The sequence below is a fragment of the Streptomyces sp. 891-h genome (genome assembly GCF_022760275.1).
Taxonomy (GTDB): Bacteria; Actinomycetota; Actinomycetes; order Streptomycetales; family Streptomycetaceae; genus Streptomyces; species Streptomyces spirodelae.
The window spans coordinates 6,405,895-6,423,913 of record NZ_CP050693.1 but is presented as its reverse complement, the minus strand read 5'-3'; the positions used below and the strand labels follow the sequence as shown (position 1 = coordinate 6,423,913).

The window sequence follows — 18,019 nt, the reverse complement described above, 5'->3', positions numbered from 1 at the left end:
GTGCGCCGCCGGTCGCGGTCCCACGTATGGACGGCTGTCGGCAGCGGTGTAAAGCTCGAAGGAACGGTGGTCTTCGCGACCGCTCGGCCCCTCCAGCGTGCTCCAGCAGGTGACAACCGGAAGGCGGGACACATGGCCGACAAAGCGAACGCACACCCCGGAGCCGCCGGCAGGGCAGCGGCGGCCGACCACCCCGCCGCGATACGGAACGTGGTGCTGGTCGGCCACAGCCAGTCAGGCAAGACGACTCTGGTCGAATCCCTCGCACTCGCCTCGGGTGCGATCAACCGGCCGGGCAAGGTGGAGGACGGCACATCGCTGTCCGACTACGACGAGATCGAGCACCGGCAGCAGCGCTCGGTCCAGCTCTCCCTGGTACCCGTCACCTGGAACGGCATCCGGATCAACCTTCTGGACACCCCCGGCTACGCGGACTTCGTCGGCGAGCTGCGGGCCGGACTGCGCGCGGCGGACGCCGCCCTGTTCGTCGTCTCCGCCGCCGACGGCGTGGACGGAGCGACCCGCCTGGTGTGGCAGGAGTGCGCAGCGGTCGGTATGCCCCGCGCCATCGTCCTCACCCACCTCGACGCCGCCCGCGCGGACTTCGACGAGATGACGGCCGTCTGCCAGGAGGTGCTGGGCGGCGACGACCCCGACGCCGTCATCCCGCTCTACCTGCCGGCCCTGGGCGAACGCCGCTCGGACGGCACGGCCCCGGTCACCGGACTGATCGGGCTGCTCACCCGGAAGCTGTTCGACTACGGCAGCGGACAGCGCACCGAACGCGACCCGGACGAGGGACACCTTCCGCTGCTCGCCGAGGCCAGGAACCGGCTGATCGAGGGCATCATCGCGCAGAGCGAGGACGAGTCGCTGATGGACCGCTACCTCGGTGGCGAGGACTGCGACGTCAAGACGCTCATCGAGGACCTGGAGAAGGCCGTGGCCCGCGGCACCTTCCACCCCGTACTGGCCGCGGCGCCCGCCGCCGAGGGCGCCAAAGCGGGCCTGGGCACCGTCGAACTGCTGGAGCTGATCACCGGCGGCTTCCCCACCCCCGACGAACACGGCATCCCCGCCGTCACCACCCCGGACGGCAAACCCCGGCCGGCGCTCAGCTGCGACCCGGCCGGCCCGCTCGCCGCCGAGGTCGTCAAGACCTCCTCCGACCCCTACGTCGGCCGGATCTCCCTGGTACGCGTCTTCTCCGGCACCCTGCGCCCCGACGAGACCGTCCACGTCTCCGGACACGGCCTGGCCGACCGGGGCCACGAGGACCACGACGTGGACGAGCGGATCGGCGCCCTGTCCGCGCCCTTCGGCAAACAGCAGCGCTCCCTGGACGCCGCCATCGCGGGCGACCTGGCCTGCGTGGCCAAGCTCGGCCGCGCCGAGACCGGCGACACCCTCTCGGCCAAGGACGACCCGCTGCTGATGGCGCCCTGGGTGATGCCCGACCCGCTGCTGCCCGTCGCCATCGAGGCGCACAGCAAGGCCGACGAGGACAAGCTCTCGCAGGGGCTCGCCCGGCTGGTGGCCGAGGACCCGACGATGCGGCTGGAGCAGAACCCCGACACCCACCAGCTCGTCCTGTGGTGCATGGGCGAAGCGCACCGGGACGTCGCCCTGGAGCGGCTGCGCTCCCGCTACGGGGTGCAGGTCGACACCGTCGAGCACAAGGTCTCGCTGCGCGAGACCTTCGCCTCTCCCGCAGGCGGGCGCGGACGGCACGTCAAACAGTCCGGTGGGCACGGGCAGTACGCCATCTGCGACATCACCGTCGAACCCCTGCCGGGCGGCTCCGGTATCGAGTTCGTCGACAAGGTGGTGGGCGGCGCGGTACCCCGCCAGTTCATCCCTTCGGTGGAGAAGGGCGTCCGGGCCCAGGCCGCCAAGGGCGTGGCCGCCGGCTACCCGCTGGTGGACGTACGGGTCACTCTCGTCGACGGCAAGGCGCACTCCGTCGACTCCTCCGACGCGGCCTTCCAGACTGCCGGTGCGCTCGCGCTGCGCGAGTGCGCGGCACAGGCGAAGATCCATCTTCTGGAACCGGTCGCCGAGGTCGAGGTCATGGTCCCGGACGACTACGTGGGCGCCGTGATGAGCGACCTGTCCTCCCGGCGCGGCCGGGTGCTGGGCACCGAACAGGCCGGCGGGGGCAGCACCTTGGTCCGCGCCTCGGTACCGGAGATCGAGATCAGCCGCTACGCGATCGACCTGCGGTCGATGTCGCACGGCACCGGTCGCTTCGCGCGGGCGTACGCCCAGCACGAACCGATGCCCCAGCAGCAGGCAGCGCGCATCTTGGAGGCGGCGGACTGAGCGTGCCCCGCATGGGGGCTGCGCTTGCCAGCCCTGCGCCTCTGGCGCAGACCTCCCAAGCTTCGCGGGCAAACCATTCAGGGGCGCGGGGAACTGCGCGACGAGCCACAGACGACCCGCAGACGGGGGACGACGGGCAGAGGCAGACTGCTCCCCATCGGTTGCGGCAAGATGTGTGCGGACCACGGCAGTTGGGAAGCCGTCTGTCGTGGTCGGCCAGAACAGCGCGGCGGAGTGGGGGCCCAGTGGCCGGATTCGACGATCTCAGCAGCCATCCGGACGTGGCGGCGGAGTTCACACCAGGTGCCCAGGTGCCCATCTCCGGGTCGGGCGGCCAGACGGCGGCGACCCAGGCGCTGGCCTCCGCCGCCTACCGCGACGACGAGGTCGAGAAGCTCATCGCGGCCAACCCCGAGGCGAGTTTCAAGAAGCCGCGGCTCTCGCTGTTCGAACCCAACCTGGGCGAGGCGTTCTCCCGGGCCGTACAGACCCGGCTGCTGGGCGGTGCACGCAAGCCGCTCATCCAGTCCTTCGGCATCGAGCCGCAGACCGTGGTCGAGCACTGCCTGGCCGCCACCCGGGTACGCAAACAGCGCGACGCGCGGCTGACCTTGGTGATGACCCTGTTCGGCCTGCTGTTCCTGCCCGGCGTGCTGCTGTGGCTGCTCGCCTTCCAACTGCGCCGTATGATCGCCGGCTCCAAGGACAAACGCGCCGGGGCCATCGGCATGGTGGTGCTGGTCGCCGTCGGCGCGCTGGTCGTCCTCTTCGCGATCAAACTCCCGGTCAGCGGCTTCTGGGGGATATACCTGAGGGCCATGCTGGTCGCGCCGATCATCGGCGGAGTGTGGGCCAAACAGATCTGCGAGCGGTACGCCAAGGATCTGCGCGGCCGTTGGGAGAGCCTGCTCGGCGGCGCGGGGGTCGGCGCCAAGATCCCCGAGGCGGTGCCCCAGGACCCGGGCGACGCGGGCGCCGAACGCATCCGCCTCGGCCTGGCCAAGGTCGCCGCCGAACAGGCCAGCAACCTCGTCTACTACGCAGGGCCCAAGGGGATACTCGGCATGGGCACCCGCTGGGGAAGCTGGCAGCTCGCCGAGGAGCTGTCCCCCGCGCGTGAGGGTGAGGACATCAACCCGTTCCGCAGCTGGGACGTCATCCGCGCCATCCACGACCAGCTCCGCATGCTGGAGCGCGGCCCCCTGCACACCGGCGGCTTCCCCACCCCCTCCATACGGCACTGGATCGTCTCTCCCATCGCGGAGGGCGCCAAGGAGGTCAAGCGCCCGGACGGCCAGGAGGTCGAGGGCTACCGCATCAAGGACTTCGAGATACAGCGCATCTGCAACGAGCAGCAGTTCGGCGCCGGCAACCGGCACTATCTGGGCGTCCAGTTCGTGCTGTGGGACGGCCAGTTGGTGATCACCCTGCTGATCAGCGTCACCGTGCTGCACCACACGCTGCGCATCGAGGTCACGGGCCACGCCCTCGGCCCGGTCGACGGCCTGTTCACCAGCGGCCCGAAGGCCAAGACCAAGGAGGTCGCCAAGAGCGTCAAGTTCTGGGAGACCCGCACGGTCAAGCTGCCGCTGGTGGAGACCAACGAGGTGGTGCGCCTCGCCGCGCGCGCCCCGCTGACCTGGTTCCCTCCGGTGCTGGACTTCCTCGGCGGCAAGCTCAGCCTGCCCGAGCCCTTCGGCCTGCGGCACGCCTGGGCCAAGAAGCCCTGGCGGCACCGGTTCATGGCCGACGACGCGATGCGCGCGGCGACCCCGGTGCTGCGGGTAGTGCACACGGCGGCCATCAAGGTGCTGGAGGAGAACGGCTGCAACGTCGAGAAGTTCGGCAGCCGCTCGCTCAACCTCAGCGCCGCGGTCCAGGACGCCAAGCCGTTCAAGGCGGACGTCTACGACGCGTGAGCCGGCGCGGCAGCGCCCGCGCCGGCGGGGCGGCGGGCCTGCCGGCGTGGCGGCGGGCCTCCGGCTACCAGGCCTCGGCCAGCATCGCCCGGGTGTCCGCCAGCAGCTGGGGCAGCACCCGGGTGTGGCCGACGACAGGCATGAAGTTGCTGTCCCCGCCCCAGCGCGGCACCACGTGCTGGTGCAGATGCGCGGCGATACCGGCGCCCGCGACCGCGCCCTGGTTCATGCCGAGATTGAAGCCGTGCGCTCCGGAGACGCGGCGCAGCACCGTCATGGCCCGCTTGGTGTACGCCGCCATCTCGGCGGTCTCGCCCTCGTCGGTCTCGGTGTAGTCCGCGATGTGCCGGAAGGGCACGATCAGCAGGTGTCCACCGGCGTAGGGGTACAGATTGAGCACCGCGTAGACGTGCTCCCCCCGGGAGACGATCAGCCCGTCCTCGTCGGACTTCTCCGGGATGGCGCAGAACGGGCAGCCCTCGTCGGCACCGGGACCGGTCGGCTTGTTCTCGCCCTGGATGTACGCCATCCGGTGGGGCGTCCACAGGCGCTGGAACGCGTCCGGCGTCCCCACTCCGATCTGCTGCTCCGGCTCACTCGTCATGTCCGCCAGCTTATGCGCCGGGCGGCTCCGGGGACGAGGAGGGGCGGCCCCGCACCGGGACCGCCCCTCGCCCTTGGGTGACCGTGTGCTCACACCTGGATACGGCGCTCCACGGCGTCGGCGATCTCTGCCAGGGCCTGGTCGCGCGGAATGCCGTTCTTCTGCGAGCCGTCCCGGTACCGGAAGGAGACCGCGCCGTTGGCGATGTCCTCGTCACCCGCGATGACCATGAACGGCACCTTGGCTTTCTGGGCGTTCCTGATCTTCTTCTGCATCCGGTCCGACGACGAGTCCACCTCCATCCGCAGCCCCTTGGCCTTCGCCGCTGCGGCGAACTCCGTCAGATACGGCACGTGGTCGTCGCCGATCGGAATGCCGACCGCCTGCACCGGCGCCAGCCACGCGGGGAAGGCGCCCGCGTAGTGCTCCAGCAGGACGGCGAAGAACCGCTCGATGGAGCCGAACAGCGCGCGGTGGATCATCACCGGCTGCTGGCGGGAGCCGTCGGCCGCGGTGTACTCCAGCTCGAAGCGGGCGGGCTGCTGGAAGTCGACCTGGATGGTGGACATCTGCCAAGTGCGGCCGATGGCGTCGCGGGCCTGTACGGAGATCTTCGGCCCGTAGAAGGCGGCGCCGCCCGGGTCCATGACCAGCTCCAGGCCCTGCTTGCCCGCTGCCTGCCGCAGCGCCTCGGTGGCCTCTTCCCACTCCTCGTCGGTGCCCAGGAACTTGTCCGACTCGGGGTCGCGGGTGGACAGCTCCAGATAGAAGTCGGACAGGCCGTAGTCGCGGAGCAGGTTGAGGACGAAGGTGAGCAGGTTGTCCAGCTCGTCCGGCATCTGCTCCTTGGTGCAGTAGATGTGCGAGTCGTCCTGGGTGAAGCCGCGTGCGCGGGTGAGCCCGTGCACGACGCCGGACTTCTCGTACCGGTAGACGGTGCCGAACTCGAACAGCCGCATCGGCAGTTCCCGGTAGGAGCGTCCCCGGGCCCGGAAGATCAGGTTGTGCATCGGGCAGTTCATCGCCTTGAGGCGGTAGTTCTGCTCGTCGAACTCCAGCGGCGGGAACATGCCGTCCGCGTAGTGCGGCAGGTGCCCGGAGATCTCGAAGAGCCGCTCCTTGGTGATGTGCGGCGTGTTGACGAACTCGTACCCGGACTCCTCGTGCCGCCGGCGGGAGTAGTCCTCCATCACCTTGCGGACGACGCCGCCCTTGGGGTGGAAGACCGCGAGGCCGGAGCCCAGCTCCTCGGGGATGGAGAAGAGGTCCAGTTCGGTACCGAGCTTGCGGTGGTCGCGCTTCTCGGCCTCGGCGAGGAACTCCAGGTACTGCTTGAGCTCGTCCTTGGTCGGCCACGCGGTGCCGTAGATCCGCTGCAGCTGCGGGTTCTTCTCACTGCCGCGCCAGTACGCGGCGGCCGACCGCATCAGCTTGAAGGCCGGGATCAGCCGGGTGGAGGGCAGGTGCGGGCCCCGGCACAGGTCCTTCCAGCACAGCTCGCCGCTCTTGGCGTCGAGGTTGTCGTAGATCGTCAGCTCGCCGGAGCCGACCTCGGCCGAGGCGCCCTCGGCGGCGTTGGCCGCGTTGCCCTTGAGGCCGATCAGCTCCAGCTTGTACGGCTCGTCCGCCAGCTCCTCGCGGGCCGCCTCGTCGGTGGTGACGCGGCGGGAGAAGCGCTGCCCCTGCTTCTGGATCTGCTGCATCTTCTTCTCGATGCGCTTGAGATCGTCCGGGGTGAAGGGCTCGGCGACGTCGAAGTCGTAGTAGAAGCCGTCCTTGACGGGCGGGCCGATGCCGAGCTTGGCCTCGGGGAAGAGTTCCTGGACCGCCTGGGCCAGGACGTGCGCGGTGGAGTGGCGCAGGATGTTCAGGCCGTCGTCGCTGGTGATCTCGACGGGCTCGACCTCGTCGCCGTCGCCCAGCGGGTGGGTGAGGTCCTTCAGCTCACCGCCGACGCGTGCGGCCACGACGGAGCGCTCGCCCTCGAAGAGCGCGGCGGCCGTAGTGCCCGTCGTCACCACGCGCTCTTCCCGCTCGGAATCGCGTTGGATGGTCACACGGACATCTGACACCGGTCTCTCCTGACTCTCACCTGGGACGCGTGGCCGTCGCCACACCGTGAGCGCGGGCATACGCCGCGCCGTCGAATCGTACCGAGCCGAGCGGCCCGACCGCGAAACGGTAACGGCCCCCGGACGGTGACCGGCCGCCCATTGCGAGGGGCGCGGGTGGGCAGGCTTCGGCCGGGCCGTTCAGCGGTGCATGCCACGCTCGAAGTCGTCGAGGCCGTTGTGCAGCCGCTTCAGCAGCCGCTCCCTCGCCTGGTCCGGCACCGGGGCGGGCGCGATGTCGTGACAGCCGCTGAGCCGCCGGAAGCCGCCTCTGCTCTCCAGCAGTCCCGCGATCCGCAGCGGCAGCCCCGCCAGGTGGGCATGGACGGCCCGGCGGTAGCCCTCCTCCTCCAGCCGGGCCCGCACCTGGGTCACCTCGGCGCCCGCGAGCACATCCAGCCGTACCGACCCCGGGCCGTCGGGCCGAGCGCGGCGCAGCCGTACGACGGTGCCCGTCAGCCGGACCGGGACGGAGGGCTCGGCGCGTTCGTAGTGCCGCCCGGCCAGCTCCAGCGCCGCCAGGTCACCGGGGGTGAAGACCACGGGCAGCGGCCGCTGGGGGCAGCCCTGCGGCGTTCCGGCCGTCCGCGACCAGCCGAGGGTGATCCGCACGCCTTCGGTTCCGCGCACCATCTGGCAGAGGGATTCGGTGAGTTCGGCGCAGCAGCCGTCGGCGACAGCGGCGTCGAAGTGCTCGGTGGCGCCGGTGGCGCGGTAGCGGCAGACGGCGTCGGCTGTCGCCCGCAGGGCGCGGCTCAGCACGGCGAGTTCCCGGTCGCCGTGCTGAGCCTCCGGTGGGACGCGGGCGCTCAGCTGACGGCCGGCGCTACCCTCCTCCGCGCTCTCGGCGTAGCGCACGCGGTCGGCGAAGGCGTCGGCCAGGCGTTCGCCGCGTGCCCCGTGGAAACCGGTGCTGCGCTGGGCCGCCAGGGCAGCGGCGCGCAGCATCGCCCGGGCGGCCGTGCTCAGCTTCTGCCGCGCACGCCAGGTGGCTGCCGTGTTGCTCGCGGGCAGTTCGCGTCTCCAGTGGATCTCATCGTCGTCGGCGGCGACTCGCATCACGCTCTCCGTGTCCCGGCCACTCCCCTCTTCTCCTGACCACGGAACGGTGCCGCAAACGGCCGCTCGGGGATGTGGAAAAACCGGAGATGACACGGAAATCGGGGAAAAGGAAAGAGGCCGTTCCGCCTGCTGGCGGTCCGGCCTCTGCTGCTCTCAGCTGAACACGGGGTGGGCGATACTGGGTTCGAACCAGTGACCTCTTCGGTGTGAACGAAGCGCTCTCCCACTGAGCTAATCGCCCCGGGTGTTCCGCCGTCGGTGCGGCGGCACGCACAGAACAATACAGTGCGTCTCACTCTTCATCCAAACCCCTTTCCAGCAGGGCCCGCAGACCGCGGTGTCCGCTGCGCATCATCAGCTTGTGGTTGGCGATGAACAGGGGGCGGCCCGGTATGGCGAGCAGGCGCAGCAGCCGCTTGTTGACCTCCACGTCCTGCTCGAAGAGGGCGACGGCTCCGGTGCCTGTGGCGCGTATGGTCCAGCGGGCCCAGCCGTCCAGGTCGCCGCTCATACCGATCTGGAGAACCCCGGCCGCCGGGTCGCGGCGCGAGAGGCGCATCGCTACGGAGAGTTCGTAGGGCAGTACGGACCGGATGCGCAGGGTGCCGCTTTCGGTGCCGGTCCGGGCGAGGCGGCGCACCTGGGGCCACCACTCGGGATAGCTCTCGGCGCGTTCCAGCACGGCGAAGACGCGCGTCGGCGGAGCCGGGACCCACCATGCCGTGCGGAAGCTGTAGTGGTTCCGGCCCCCGCTCGCGCCCATGCGCTCCCCCTCCCGGCAACGCCTCGGGGCCCGGAAGCTGGTCGCTTCCGGGCCCCGGTGCACAGTGTGGGCGATACTGGGTTCGAACCAGTGACCTCTTCGGTGTGAACGAAGCGCTCTCCCGCTGAGCTAATCGCCCGCTGGCGCGCACAACATTACCGCATGTCAGCGGGTGCTCATGACCATCAGCGGGACTGCCGCCCGGCGCGCTGGGCGATCTTGCGCTCCTTGCGTGCCGCCCGGCGCTCCTTCATCCACTGGGTGCCTTCCCGGTACTTGCGCTTGGTCCACCGCAGGACGTGCTGTGCCCAGACGAACTCGGTCGCCCACACGGCCATCCCGCCGAAGATCACCAGCCAGCCAGGACCCGGCAGCGGCAGCATGATCACGCCGCCGGTCACGATCGCCAGACCGACGATGAAGATCCCGACCCGCCAGCTCATGTGCAGCGGCCGGGAGGCCCGCACGAACTTCGGCGCACGGGAGCCGAGAGGCTTCTCCTCCCGGATATCACGCGGCATCGCGTCACTCTCCGCAGTCATGAGGGACAAGGTACCCGACGCCTTCCGGTCGGACCGGATTCACTGGAATGGGCGCACTCCTCAAACCTACAAGAGCCGTATGAAGGATTCGATTCCGTACAAATCAGTCAGAGGGGTTTACAACCGGCGCGTAGGTGGCATGTCGATTTCGCCGACGTGCGAATCCCCGAGCGCACACTGAGCGAAAGGCCCTGGCGCTTATGAACACAACGGTGAGCTGTGAGCTGCACCTGCGCCTCGTTGTTTCGAGCGAGTCCTCACTGCCTGTACCAGCGGGCCTGCGGTACGACACGGCGGACCCCTACGCCGTGCACGCCACTTTCCACACCGGTGCCGAGGAGACCGTGGAGTGGGTCTTCGCCCGCGATCTCCTGGCCGAGGGCCTGCACAGGCCCACAGGCACCGGGGACGTCCGAGTCTGGCCGTCCCGCAGCCACGGCCAGTCCGTGGCATGCATCGCCCTCAGCTCTCCGGAGGGCGAGGCCCTGCTCGAGGCCCCGGCGCGGGCACTGGAATCCTTCCTCAAGCGGACCGACGCGGCTGTGCCGCCCGGTACCGAGCACCGCCACTTCGACCTCGACACCGAGCTCTCGCACATCCTCGCCGAGAGCTGAGACCGCCGGTCACCGCGGCCGTCCGACTCGGGGCGACGGCCGACGGTCCCGGCAGCCGTGTGCCACGGCACCACTTCGTGTAACGGCACACTGCGACGCCGCCGCCGCGTGACTTCACGTGGCGGCGGCGTCGCTGCGTTCGGCCACCGGGCCGCCACCGTCCGGAACCGACCGGCCCCCGACCGGCGGGCAGCGACTAGGCTTCCGCATCAGGCCGGAGATGTTCCCGGACACGGCAGGAGCGGCCCGTGCAGATCAACCACGACACCCGGTGTGCGCTCGACCAGGCGGTCGAGCTGCTCAACACCATGGCGGACGGCGACACCCCCGACACGCTGGTGTCCGTGGCGGATCTGCGTGCCTACGTCCAGCAGAACGACGTCAGCGGGGTCGGTGACCTCACCGAGGACGACCTGCGGGCCGTACGCGAGGTGCGGGACCGCTTCGCGCAGGTGTTCGCGGCGGAGGACTCGCGAACGGCCGCCGGGCTGATCAACGCGCTGGTCGCGGAGGCCGGGACGACACCGCAGCTCACCGACCACGACGGCTACGACTGGCACGTCCATTACTTCGCCCCGGACGCCTCCCTCGCCCAGCATCTGGCGGCCGACTGCGGCATGGCGCTGGCGTTCGTCCTCGTCTCCGGGGAGCGCGACCGGCTGCGGCGCTGTTCGGCACCGGACTGCCGGCGCGCTTTCATCGACCTGTCCCGCAACCGCTCCCGGCGCTACTGCGACAGCCGCACCTGCGGCAACCGCCTCCATGTGGCCGCCTACCGCGCACGCCGCCGGGAGTCGGCAGAGGCCGGCTCCAGCAGCTGAGGCGGAGCGTTCACAGCAGCAGCAGGTCGTGTGCCCCGGCCGCGCCGAGCAGTACCGCGATCACGGCGAGGAACAGCATCAGCGGCGGCTGGGAGAGTGCGTAGAGGCATCCCTTGGGCTCGGGCGGCAGCTCGTCGAGCTCGATCGTGGAGTTCGGCGTCGTGTCCATCTCGCCGCGATCATGTCGCAGCCCCCGCGACCCCGTCCGACCGCGCACCCCCATTACCGGTGGTTTCCCGGTAAAAGTCCCTCATTGTCCCGATCGGCCTGCTAGAGGGGCCGACGTACGCCCGGAGGGCGTGTCAGATCCCGTGCTTCTTGAGGATCGCTTCGATGTCGGAGAAGTCCTCACCGGGCTCGGCGGACTTGCCCTTGCCGGGCTTGGCCTTCTCCGCTTTGGACTTCTCGGCCTTGGGCTTCTCGGCCCTGGGCTTCGGCTGGGTCGCAGGCTGGTTGGCGGCCCCGAGCGCGGGGGCAGCGGCGGCGGGCTCCGCCGCTCGGCTCCCGCGGGCGGACCGCGCCGCGGTCCGTCCGGCCGCGGCGCGGCCGATGATCCACAGCACGACGGCGCAGGCCAGCACGGCGAAGCCGCCCCACACGGTGGGCTTGAGCACCAGGTCCGCCGCCCAGCTACCGAACGCCCTGCCGATCTTGCCGCCGAGGCCGACCAGCCCCGACATCGCCAGCCCGACCGGCACCAGCGCGACGGCGGCGATACGCGTCGCGGCGGCGAAGCGGCGGCGCCACGCCGTCAAAAACGCGACGGCCAGGCCCGCGGCGGAGAGCGCGGCGCAGACGGTGGTGGTGAGCATGTCTCCATCGTCGCACCGGCCGGGCGGTGGCCGCCACGGTCGGGCACGGGGATCAGGGACATCTCGGGGTAGGGCCCCTCCCGGAGGCTGAGAGACTGTGACCATGGACAACTCCACCGACTCCGGCACCACCCTCCCCCAGCCTTCGGCCGCGAGGGACCCCCGTGCCCGCGCCACCCTCGACGTGTGGTGCGACCTCCAGTGCCCGGACTGCCACCTGGCCCAGGACGATCTGCGGGCCCTGCGCGAGCGGTACGGCGACGCACTGGAGATCCGGCTGCGGCACTTCCCGCTGGAGAAGAACAAGCACGCCTACGCCGCGGCACAGGCGTTCGAGGAGGCGTACGAGCAGGGCAGGGGCGAGGAGTACGCCGGGGCTCTGCTGGAGCGCACCAAGGAGCTGTCCCAGCGCGGCGAGGAGCTGCTGACCCAGGTGGCGGGCGAGCTGGGCCTGGACGCCGAGGAGGTCTCCTCGGCGCTGATCGACGGCCGGCATCTGCTGGTGGTGGACGCCGATCAGGCCGAGGGCAAGGCTCTCGGGGTGACGGGCACGCCGACGTACGTCATCGACGGGCAGCGGCTGGACGGCGGCAAGAGCCAGGAGGGGCTGCGGGAGCGCATCGAGGAGATCGCCGACCGGCTCCTCGGCCGCTGACCGACGGCCGGACGGCCACAGCGGCCTGCTGACGTGGCGGCGGCTTCAGCGCGGCTAGAGCAGCGTCTTGACGTAGCAGCCCTGCACCGGGCGGAAGCCCAGCGAGGTGTAGAGCCGCCGCGCTGTCGTGTTCCCGGCGAAGACGTTGAGCCCGAGCCGCCGGGCCCCCGCGTCCAGACAGACCTGCTCGGCGGCGAGCATCAGCGAGCGCCCATGGCCCTCGCCGCGCCGCTCGGGCGTCACGTTGATGTCGTACACCCAGGCGTCCACGTCGGTGCGGGGCAGCCCGGTGAAGCCCAGCCAGACGGAGCCCACGTCGGTGCCGTCGCGGGTGAGGACCCGGAGCGCGGTGCCCGGTGAGGCGGCGCTGTCCGGCAGTTGGGTACGCCGGGCGGCCGCGGACCTGGCCGCGGCCTGTTCCGGGGTGAAGCCGCGGGCGACCAGTCCCTCGATGAAGGTGGCGGCCCCCGCCTCCCACCAGGCGTCGAACTCGCCCTCCGTCAGCGGCCGGACGGCGCTGCCAGGCGGCAGTCGGGGCCGCTCGCCGAGCTGCTTGATCATGTGGCGGCTGTGCTCGGTGTAGCCGAGCACGCCCAGCAGGCGCACGCCCGCGGGTATCGCCTCTCCGGCACCGCCGGCGTCTTCCCCTTCCCCGAGGCCGTCGAGCCGGACGTTCGCCTCCACCTGGGTGCAGCCCCAGCCCCGCAGCGCCTCCTCGGCGGCCAGCGCCGCGACGGTGCCGCGTCCCCGGCGCCGTTCGCCCTCCTCGATGAACAGCCGCTCGAGCCGTCCCACCGCCGGACCGTCGCCGGACGGGCCCAGGAGGGTGACGGCGCCCACCGGGCGGGAGTTGACGCACACCTCGTACGCGCGCGAGCGTCTGCCCTCGGCAGTGCGGCTCTCGGGGCCGGTGGGGCGAAGAGTGGTCGTCACGGTCCGGTTCTACCCGGCGGACGCGGCCACCACCACTTCTTTACGGATCGACGTCGGCGGCCGAGCGCTCCTCGAAGACCCGCATCGCCTTGGCGGTCACCGGTCCGGGGGCGCCGGGCAGGGTGCGTCCGTCCAGCCGCGCCACGGCCTGGACGTCGCGCAGGCTGGAGGTCACGAAGATCTCCTCGGCGCGCTCCAGCGCCTCCATCGGCAGCTCGGTCTCGCGGGCGCCCGTCCATTCGAGGACCAGGGCCCGGGTGATGCCCGCCAGGCAGCCGGAGGACAGCGGCGGGGTGTGCAGCTCGCCGTCGAGAACGACGAAGACGTTGGTGCCGGTGCCCTCGCACAACAGGCCGTGGGTGTTGGGGAAGAGGGCCTCGGTGGCGGCCTGTTGGCGGGCGCGGGCGAGGGCGACGACGTTCTCCGCGTACGAAGTGGTCTTCAGCCCGGCGATGGCGCCGCGCTCGTTGCGGGTCCAGGGGACGGTGACGACGGAGGTGGTGTCCGGCCTGCGGGCCGCCTGGCCCAGGGCGACGACCAGGGTGGGCGTCGCCTCACCGCGGTCGGAGCCGAGCGGCGAGAGACCGCCGGTGTAGGTGATCCGCAGCCTGCCGTACGGCATGGGGTTCGCGGCGACGACGGCCTCGCAGGCCCGCCGTACCTCGTCCAGGTCGGGCTCGGGAAGGCCTAGGCCGCGCGCGGAGGAGGTGAGCCGGTGCAGGTGGCGGGTGAGCGCGAACGGGGTGCCGTCCGTGGTCTTGACGGTCTCGAAGACGCCGTCGCCGACCGTGAGCCCGTGGTCGAGCACGGAGACGTTCGCGCTGTGCTCGTCCCGCAGTCCGCCGTCAAGCCAGATCTTCACTGTTCACCTCAGGGAGCCTCGAGGAGCCGCTGTGTCACGGTCGTCGTACTCCCCCGACGCTACCGCGAGCAGCCGGGAAGCCTTCAGCTCGGTCTCCCGCCACTCCTGCTCCGGGTCGGAGTCCCAGATGATGCCCGCGCCGGCGCCGAAGCGCAGCAGCGGGCGCGGGTGGTCGCGCTCGATCCAGAAGGTGCGGATGCCGACGGCCAGCTCGCCCACGCCCCGGTCGGCGTCGACCCAGCCGATGCCCCCGGTGTACGGGCCTCTCGGCACCGTCTCCAGCTCGTCGATCAGCCGCAGGGCGCTGGATTTGGGCGCTCCGGTGATCGAGCCGGGCGGGAAGGTGCCCTCCAGCAGCCTGGCCCACACCCCGGAGGCGGGGTCCACAGAACCGGGATCCACCGTTCCGGCGTCCGCGCCCCCTGCGACGGCGGGCCCGGCGGTGTCCGGCAGCTCCCCGCGGACCGTGGAGACCAGGTGGACCAGCCCCCGGTAGGGCTCCGCCGCGCACAGCTGGGGGACGGTGATGGAGCCGGGCACACAGACCCGGCCCAGGTCGTTGCGGACCAGGTCGGTGATCATCACGTTCTCGGCCCGTTCCTTCTCGCCCAGGTCCGCCTCGCGGCGGCCGGTGCCCTTGATGGGGCCGGACTCGACGGTGCTTCCCGCGCGGCGCAGATACAGCTCGGGGGAGGCGGTGGCTATCTCCACCCCGTGCGCGGGCAGGCGTACGGTGCCCGCGTACGCCGCCGGGGTGCCGAGGGCGAGCCGAGCCGTGAGCTGGTCGATGTCGGCGGCCCGGGGTGAGGGGTCGGGCAGCGGCGCCGACAGGACCCGGCAGAGGTTGACCTGGTAGACGTCGCCCGTGCCGATGGCCGCACGGATGCGCCGTACGCCCTCGGTGTAGGCGGCCCGGTCCAGGGAGCTGACCCAGTCGTCGGGGGCGGGGCCGCGCCAGCGGCCGGGCACCGGCGTGGGCAGGGGGGCGGGGCGCACGTCGCCGAAGCGGGCGCAGCACAGCCCGCCCTCGTAGTCGGCGACCACGGCCCACCAGCCCGAGGAGTCGAGGGCCTCGGGGTCGCTGGTCACGTCGCGGAGGTCGGTGGCAAGGTGGCCGCCCAGCCGGGCGAGCGGGGTCAGATCGGACACGGTTTCGAGTCTATGGGGCCGGTGAACGGCCGCCCCTCGGACCGCTGGGCGGCCACGCTGCGGAAACGGAATTTGAGCTGGCCCGGGAATCCGCTAAAGTTCAACACGTCGCCGAGGCGCGGAAGCGCTCCGGGGACGGCCTCCCGGGCACGGCCCGGACAGGCGCTGCGGACGTGGCTCAGCTGGTAGAGCATCACCTTGCCAAGGTGAGGGTCGCGAGTTCGAATCTCGTCGTCCGCTCGACGTGGGGGACCTCCCGGACCCCCGCACCTGGTGGAGTGGCCGAGAGGCGAGGCAACGGCCTGCAAAGCCGTCTACACGGGTTCAAATCCCGTCTCCACCTCCAAGGACGATTAGCTCAGCGGGAGAGCGCTTCCCTGACACGGAAGAGGTCACTGGTTCAATCCCAGTATCGTCCACCAGGTCCGGTCACCACCGGACCTCCCGCGCGGTTAGCTCAGCGGGAGAGCGCTTCCCTGACACGGAAGAGGTCACTGGTTCAATCCCAGTACCGCGCACGGACGATTAGCTCAGCGGGAGAGCGCTTCCCTGACACGGAAGAGGTCACTGGTTCAATCCCAGTATCGTCCACGAAGGCGAGGGCGAAGTGTGCCCGCGTAAAGCGCGGGCCACTTCGCCCTCGTTGTTTTTGCTCGGCTTCGCCTCGCGTTGCGGGGGCTTCGCCACCCGCACCCCCGCAGAGGAGCGCGGCCCTCGTCTCTGGGCTCAGGAGGAGAAGAGCATCCGCCCGAAGCCGCGGTGACCATGGTGGCCGTGGTGTCCATGGTGCCCGTGACCGTGCTGCCCGTGGCCGTGCGAGCCGTGGTGCGCGGCGCCCCAGGCGGGACCGGCCGGGTAGGCCTGCGGACCCGGCGGAGGCGGCGGTGCGGACTGCGCCCACTGGGCCTCCAGCCTGGTGAGGGCCTCCAGCTCGCCGTAGTCGAGGAAGATTCCCCGGCAGCTGTCGCACTGCTCTATCTGCACGCCGTTGCGGTTGTACGTGCGCATCGGCGCACCGCACTTGGGACACTGCATCATTCGTCGGCTTCCTCTCGCTACCGGTTGGACCCCAGCCTACGGCCCCTGAGGCGCGGGGAGTTCGGCCCGTGCGAAGAGAGCCGCGATCCGGGCGCACGCGGCCACACACGCCTCCTCCGCCTCGTCCAGCTGCCGTTCCTCGGTGCGGGCCTTGGCGACGCCGAGCGCCGCGCCCTGCACCGTCAACGCACGGGCGGGCGCGTCCAGATACGGCCACGGGTCCGGACCGGCGAGCCCTGCCGGGATGCCGCGCTGCCGGGTCGGGCCGGCTGCGGCCGCCCGGACCGTACGGGCGTAGGCGCCGAGGAAGCGCTCCCAGTCGGCGGGCGCCAGGAGACCGGCCGCGTACCAGGCGGCCGGGCGCGCCAGGTCCCACGCCGGGTCGCCGAGGCCCAGGTCGTCGACGTCGATGAGGTGCCAGGGGCCGTCGGGCGGCGGGTACCGGACGAGCTGGCCGAGGTGGAAGTCGCCATGGCACAGGGTGCGGGCCTCACAGGGCGGCTCCTCGTCGCGGCACCACGGTGGCAGCACGGCCCAGGCGCGCTCGACGACCTCGGCCGCACCGGTGTGCGCGCCCCGCGGAGCGCTCCGCATCCGCGCCAGCGCGCGGGCCGCCTTGGCGGGCCCGCGCATCGGCGGCAGCGGGCCGGGGAGTTGGCCGGCGGCGGGCAGCGGCGCGATGTGCAGCCGGGCCAGCAGCTCGCCCGCCGCCTCCCAGGGGGCGGCTGCCGCGTCGGCGGGGTCCACGGGGGCTCCGTACGGCCAGACGCTGCCGACCCGTCCGCCCGGCAGCGGAACCGTCCGGCCGCCCGAGGCGGGCGGCAGCAGAATCCCCCGGTATCCGGCGGCTGCCGCGACCCGGACCCGGACGTGCAGCGGGCCCGCTTCCGCGTCGGGTGCGTGCGCTTTGGCGACCCGGTCGCCGGCCCGCACGACGGTGGCGTCGGCGCGCTCGGCGATCACCTCGCCGTGGCCCCCGGAGCCCCCGGCGAGCCCGCCGAGTGCCCGGTGCAGCGCCGTATGGCGGGCGGGGGTACCGGGGAGGGCCACGAGATCTCCAAGTGTCGACGACCACAACGTACGGCGAGTGCCTGTCCGGCCGTACAGCTCCCCGGGCGGGTGGCAGGCCGTGGATACGCGAGGGCCCGGGCAGCTCCCCAGCTACCCGGGCCTCGTGCCGTCCGCCGCACCCCCGTCCCCACGGGGCTGTTGAAGCCGGAAGTCCCCGACCCGGTCCGCTCCACCGGGCCTGGGATCGCTCAGGACCCCAGCATTCCGGCCACGGACGACGCCTGTGTCAGCACCATCCGGCCCCAGCCCGTGACGAGGCCGAGGAGGAGGGCGAGCGGCAGCACCATGGCGGCTGCCACCAGCGGATGGCGACGGCCGCCGGGACGGGTGCCGAAGTCGGCGAGTGCCGCGAGCCTTCCCTTCCCTGTGGGCGTGGGACGCCCAGCCGTGTGTGCCATGTCCGCTCCTGATCGTTGTCTGGGGCGGCGGACGTCTGACCTCGGGGGACGAGTGCTGCGTCCGCCGCTTGACCACAACATTAGGCAAGGGCGTACTCAGTGGCGTCATGCGCGCGTACCGAGTCAGGGGCCTCCGGAAGGATGACGTGGCGTGGGGACACCTACTCCCCAGGGTGGAGGCATCGTCAGCTTTGCCGGGGTCTTCCCCCAGGGGACGGGCAGCCTGGCCGCCCGGCCGCCCGAGGGGGTGAGTTCGCTCACTCCCCCGCCGGGTCCCCGCCCGGGTCCGGCGGCCGCGTGCGCTCCCGGACGTGCGGGCATGTGGGTACTCCGCCGTAGCCGG

18 protein-coding genes and 7 tRNA genes are annotated in these 18,019 nt (G+C 71.6%); 10 read left to right on the top strand and 15 right to left on the bottom strand.

All coding sequences use genetic code 11. The features are described 5' to 3' along the window. The first annotated feature begins 132 nt into the window (after positions 1-132). Together HC362_RS28305 and HC362_RS28300 are read left to right on the top strand one after the other, a co-directional pair. Complete coding sequence (locus HC362_RS28305) at positions 133-2,322, top strand: elongation factor G-like protein EF-G2 (RefSeq protein ID WP_243087011.1); 2,190 nt, start codon at positions 133-135, stop codon at positions 2,320-2,322. Positions 2,323-2,567: 245 nt separating this feature from the next. Next, entirely contained in the window at positions 2,568-4,241 is a 1,674-nt protein-coding gene (locus tag HC362_RS28300) for a hypothetical protein (RefSeq protein ID WP_243087010.1), read from the top strand. Positions 4,242-4,305: 64 nt separating this feature from the next. Here HC362_RS28300 and HC362_RS28295 read toward each other — a convergent pair whose 3' ends face one another. From HC362_RS28295 to HC362_RS28265, 7 genes are all read right to left on the bottom strand, one after another. Next, the gene (locus tag HC362_RS28295; protein WP_209267897.1) at positions 4,306-4,845 is read right to left on the bottom strand and encodes an HIT domain-containing protein; all 540 of its coding nucleotides are present in this window, start codon (positions 4,843-4,845) and stop codon (positions 4,306-4,308) included. Between the two features lie 89 nt (positions 4,846-4,934). Beyond that, positions 4,935-6,917, bottom strand: coding sequence for a threonine--tRNA ligase (gene thrS, locus HC362_RS28290; protein WP_243087009.1), 1,983 nt, complete (start codon positions 6,915-6,917; stop codon positions 4,935-4,937). Positions 6,918-7,097: 180 nt separating this feature from the next. Continuing rightward, positions 7,098-8,015 carry a hypothetical protein gene (locus HC362_RS28285; RefSeq protein WP_243087008.1) on the bottom strand — a complete coding sequence of 306 codons (918 nt, stop codon included), beginning with the start codon at positions 8,013-8,015 and terminating at the stop codon, positions 7,098-7,100. A gap of 172 nt (positions 8,016-8,187) precedes the next feature. After that, positions 8,188-8,259, bottom strand: a tRNA-Val gene (locus HC362_RS28280). 51 nt (positions 8,260-8,310) lie between these two features. Then, complete coding sequence (locus HC362_RS28275; protein WP_243087007.1) at positions 8,311-8,781, bottom strand: SRPBCC family protein; 471 nt, start codon at positions 8,779-8,781, stop codon at positions 8,311-8,313. Between the two features lie 67 nt (positions 8,782-8,848). Continuing rightward, positions 8,849-8,920 (bottom strand) — tRNA-Val (locus HC362_RS28270). Positions 8,921-8,966: 46 nt separating this feature from the next. Further along, the gene (locus HC362_RS28265) at positions 8,967-9,323 is read right to left on the bottom strand and encodes a TIGR02611 family protein (RefSeq protein ID WP_243087006.1); all 357 of its coding nucleotides are present in this window, start codon (positions 9,321-9,323) and stop codon (positions 8,967-8,969) included. A 200-nt stretch (positions 9,324-9,523) separates the two neighbouring features. Between HC362_RS28265 and HC362_RS28260 the strand changes: the two genes are divergently transcribed. Together HC362_RS28260 and HC362_RS28255 are read left to right on the top strand one after the other, a co-directional pair. Further along, positions 9,524-9,937, top strand: coding sequence for an SsgA family sporulation/cell division regulator (locus HC362_RS28260; RefSeq protein WP_026005227.1), 414 nt, complete (start codon positions 9,524-9,526; stop codon positions 9,935-9,937). Positions 9,938-10,185: 248 nt separating this feature from the next. After that, complete coding sequence (locus HC362_RS28255) at positions 10,186-10,758, top strand: CGNR zinc finger domain-containing protein (protein ID WP_209267893.1); 573 nt, start codon at positions 10,186-10,188, stop codon at positions 10,756-10,758. Between the two features lie 10 nt (positions 10,759-10,768). On the opposite strand, the gene HC362_RS28250 is transcribed toward HC362_RS28255, so the two are convergent. Together HC362_RS28250 and HC362_RS28245 are read right to left on the bottom strand one after the other, a co-directional pair. Next, on the bottom strand, positions 10,769-10,927 hold the full coding sequence (locus HC362_RS28250) for a hypothetical protein (RefSeq protein ID WP_243087005.1): 159 nt from the start codon (positions 10,925-10,927) through the stop codon (positions 10,769-10,771). A 133-nt stretch (positions 10,928-11,060) separates the two neighbouring features. Next, positions 11,061-11,570 (bottom strand): hypothetical protein, encoded by a 510-nt coding sequence (locus tag HC362_RS28245; protein ID WP_243087004.1) that lies wholly within the window; start codon positions 11,568-11,570, stop codon positions 11,061-11,063. A gap of 103 nt (positions 11,571-11,673) precedes the next feature. Here HC362_RS28245 and HC362_RS28240 point away from each other — a divergent pair, with 103 nt between their 5' ends. After that, entirely contained in the window at positions 11,674-12,225 is a 552-nt protein-coding gene (locus HC362_RS28240) for a DsbA family protein (RefSeq protein ID WP_243087003.1), read from the top strand. A gap of 54 nt (positions 12,226-12,279) precedes the next feature. Here the strand turns inward: HC362_RS28240 and HC362_RS28235 are convergent, their stop codons facing one another. From HC362_RS28235 to HC362_RS28225, 3 genes are read right to left on the bottom strand one after another with little or no spacing between them, the layout of a single operon-like run. Beyond that, positions 12,280-13,158 carry a GNAT family N-acetyltransferase gene (locus HC362_RS28235; RefSeq protein WP_243087002.1) on the bottom strand — a complete coding sequence of 293 codons (879 nt, stop codon included), beginning with the start codon at positions 13,156-13,158 and terminating at the stop codon, positions 12,280-12,282. Positions 13,159-13,198: 40 nt separating this feature from the next. Then, positions 13,199-14,020, bottom strand: coding sequence for an aminodeoxychorismate lyase (locus tag HC362_RS28230; RefSeq protein ID WP_243087001.1), 822 nt, complete (start codon positions 14,018-14,020; stop codon positions 13,199-13,201). A 3-nt stretch (positions 14,021-14,023) separates the two neighbouring features. Then, positions 14,024-15,169: a chorismate-binding protein gene (locus tag HC362_RS28225; protein ID WP_243087000.1), complete on the bottom strand. Its 1,146-nt coding sequence runs from the start codon at positions 15,167-15,169 to the stop codon at positions 14,024-14,026. 167 nt (positions 15,170-15,336) lie between these two features. Here HC362_RS28225 and HC362_RS28220 point away from each other — a divergent pair. From HC362_RS28220 to HC362_RS28200, 5 genes are all read left to right on the top strand, one after another. Next, positions 15,337-15,409: transfer RNA gene (locus HC362_RS28220), tRNA-Gly, on the top strand. Between the two features lie 32 nt (positions 15,410-15,441). Then, positions 15,442-15,515 (top strand) — tRNA-Cys (locus tag HC362_RS28215). 1 nt (position 15,516) lies between these two features. Further along, a tRNA-Val gene (locus HC362_RS28210) sits at positions 15,517-15,591 on the top strand. 24 nt (positions 15,592-15,615) lie between these two features. After that, positions 15,616-15,687, top strand: a tRNA-Val gene (locus tag HC362_RS28205). 1 nt (position 15,688) lies between these two features. Further along, a tRNA-Val gene (locus tag HC362_RS28200) sits at positions 15,689-15,760 on the top strand. 135 nt (positions 15,761-15,895) lie between these two features. Here HC362_RS28200 and HC362_RS28195 read toward each other — a convergent pair. From HC362_RS28195 to HC362_RS28185, 3 genes are all read right to left on the bottom strand, one after another. Next, the gene (locus tag HC362_RS28195; RefSeq protein WP_243086999.1) at positions 15,896-16,207 is read right to left on the bottom strand and encodes a zf-TFIIB domain-containing protein; all 312 of its coding nucleotides are present in this window, start codon (positions 16,205-16,207) and stop codon (positions 15,896-15,898) included. Between the two features lie 36 nt (positions 16,208-16,243). Continuing rightward, a complete protein-coding gene (locus HC362_RS28190; RefSeq protein WP_243088856.1) occupies positions 16,244-17,221 on the bottom strand; it encodes an aminoglycoside phosphotransferase family protein in 978 nt (325 codons plus the stop codon). 245 nt (positions 17,222-17,466) lie between these two features. Next, a complete protein-coding gene (locus HC362_RS28185) occupies positions 17,467-17,676 on the bottom strand; it encodes a hypothetical protein (RefSeq protein WP_209267886.1) in 210 nt (69 codons plus the stop codon). Positions 17,677-18,019 lie beyond the last annotated feature (343 nt).

What these genes read in the sequence shown, in the direction of transcription:
- HC362_RS28265 (WP_243087006.1), bottom strand. Translation starts at nt 9,323, where the DNA reads ATGACTGCGGAGAGTGACGCGATGCCGCGTGATATCCGGGAGGAGAAG.
- HC362_RS28185 (WP_209267886.1), bottom strand. Translation starts at nt 17,676, where the DNA reads ATGGCACACACGGCTGGGCGTCCCACGCCCACAGGGAAGGGAAGGCTC.
- HC362_RS28260 (WP_026005227.1), top strand. Translation starts at nt 9,524, where the DNA reads ATGAACACAACGGTGAGCTGTGAGCTGCACCTGCGCCTCGTTGTTTCG.
- HC362_RS28275 (WP_243087007.1), bottom strand. Translation starts at nt 8,781, where the DNA reads ATGGGCGCGAGCGGGGGCCGGAACCACTACAGCTTCCGCACGGCATGG.
- HC362_RS28305 (WP_243087011.1), top strand. Translation starts at nt 133, where the DNA reads ATGGCCGACAAAGCGAACGCACACCCCGGAGCCGCCGGCAGGGCAGCG.
- HC362_RS28285 (WP_243087008.1), bottom strand. Translation starts at nt 8,015, where the DNA reads ATGCGAGTCGCCGCCGACGACGATGAGATCCACTGGAGACGCGAACTG.
- HC362_RS28250 (WP_243087005.1), bottom strand. Translation starts at nt 10,927, where the DNA reads ATGGACACGACGCCGAACTCCACGATCGAGCTCGACGAGCTGCCGCCC.
- HC362_RS28240 (WP_243087003.1), top strand. Translation starts at nt 11,674, where the DNA reads ATGGACAACTCCACCGACTCCGGCACCACCCTCCCCCAGCCTTCGGCC.
- HC362_RS28195 (WP_243086999.1), bottom strand. Translation starts at nt 16,207, where the DNA reads ATGATGCAGTGTCCCAAGTGCGGTGCGCCGATGCGCACGTACAACCGC.
- HC362_RS28245 (WP_243087004.1), bottom strand. Translation starts at nt 11,570, where the DNA reads ATGCTCACCACCACCGTCTGCGCCGCGCTCTCCGCCGCGGGCCTGGCC.
- HC362_RS28295 (WP_209267897.1), bottom strand. Translation starts at nt 4,845, where the DNA reads ATGACGAGTGAGCCGGAGCAGCAGATCGGAGTGGGGACGCCGGACGCG.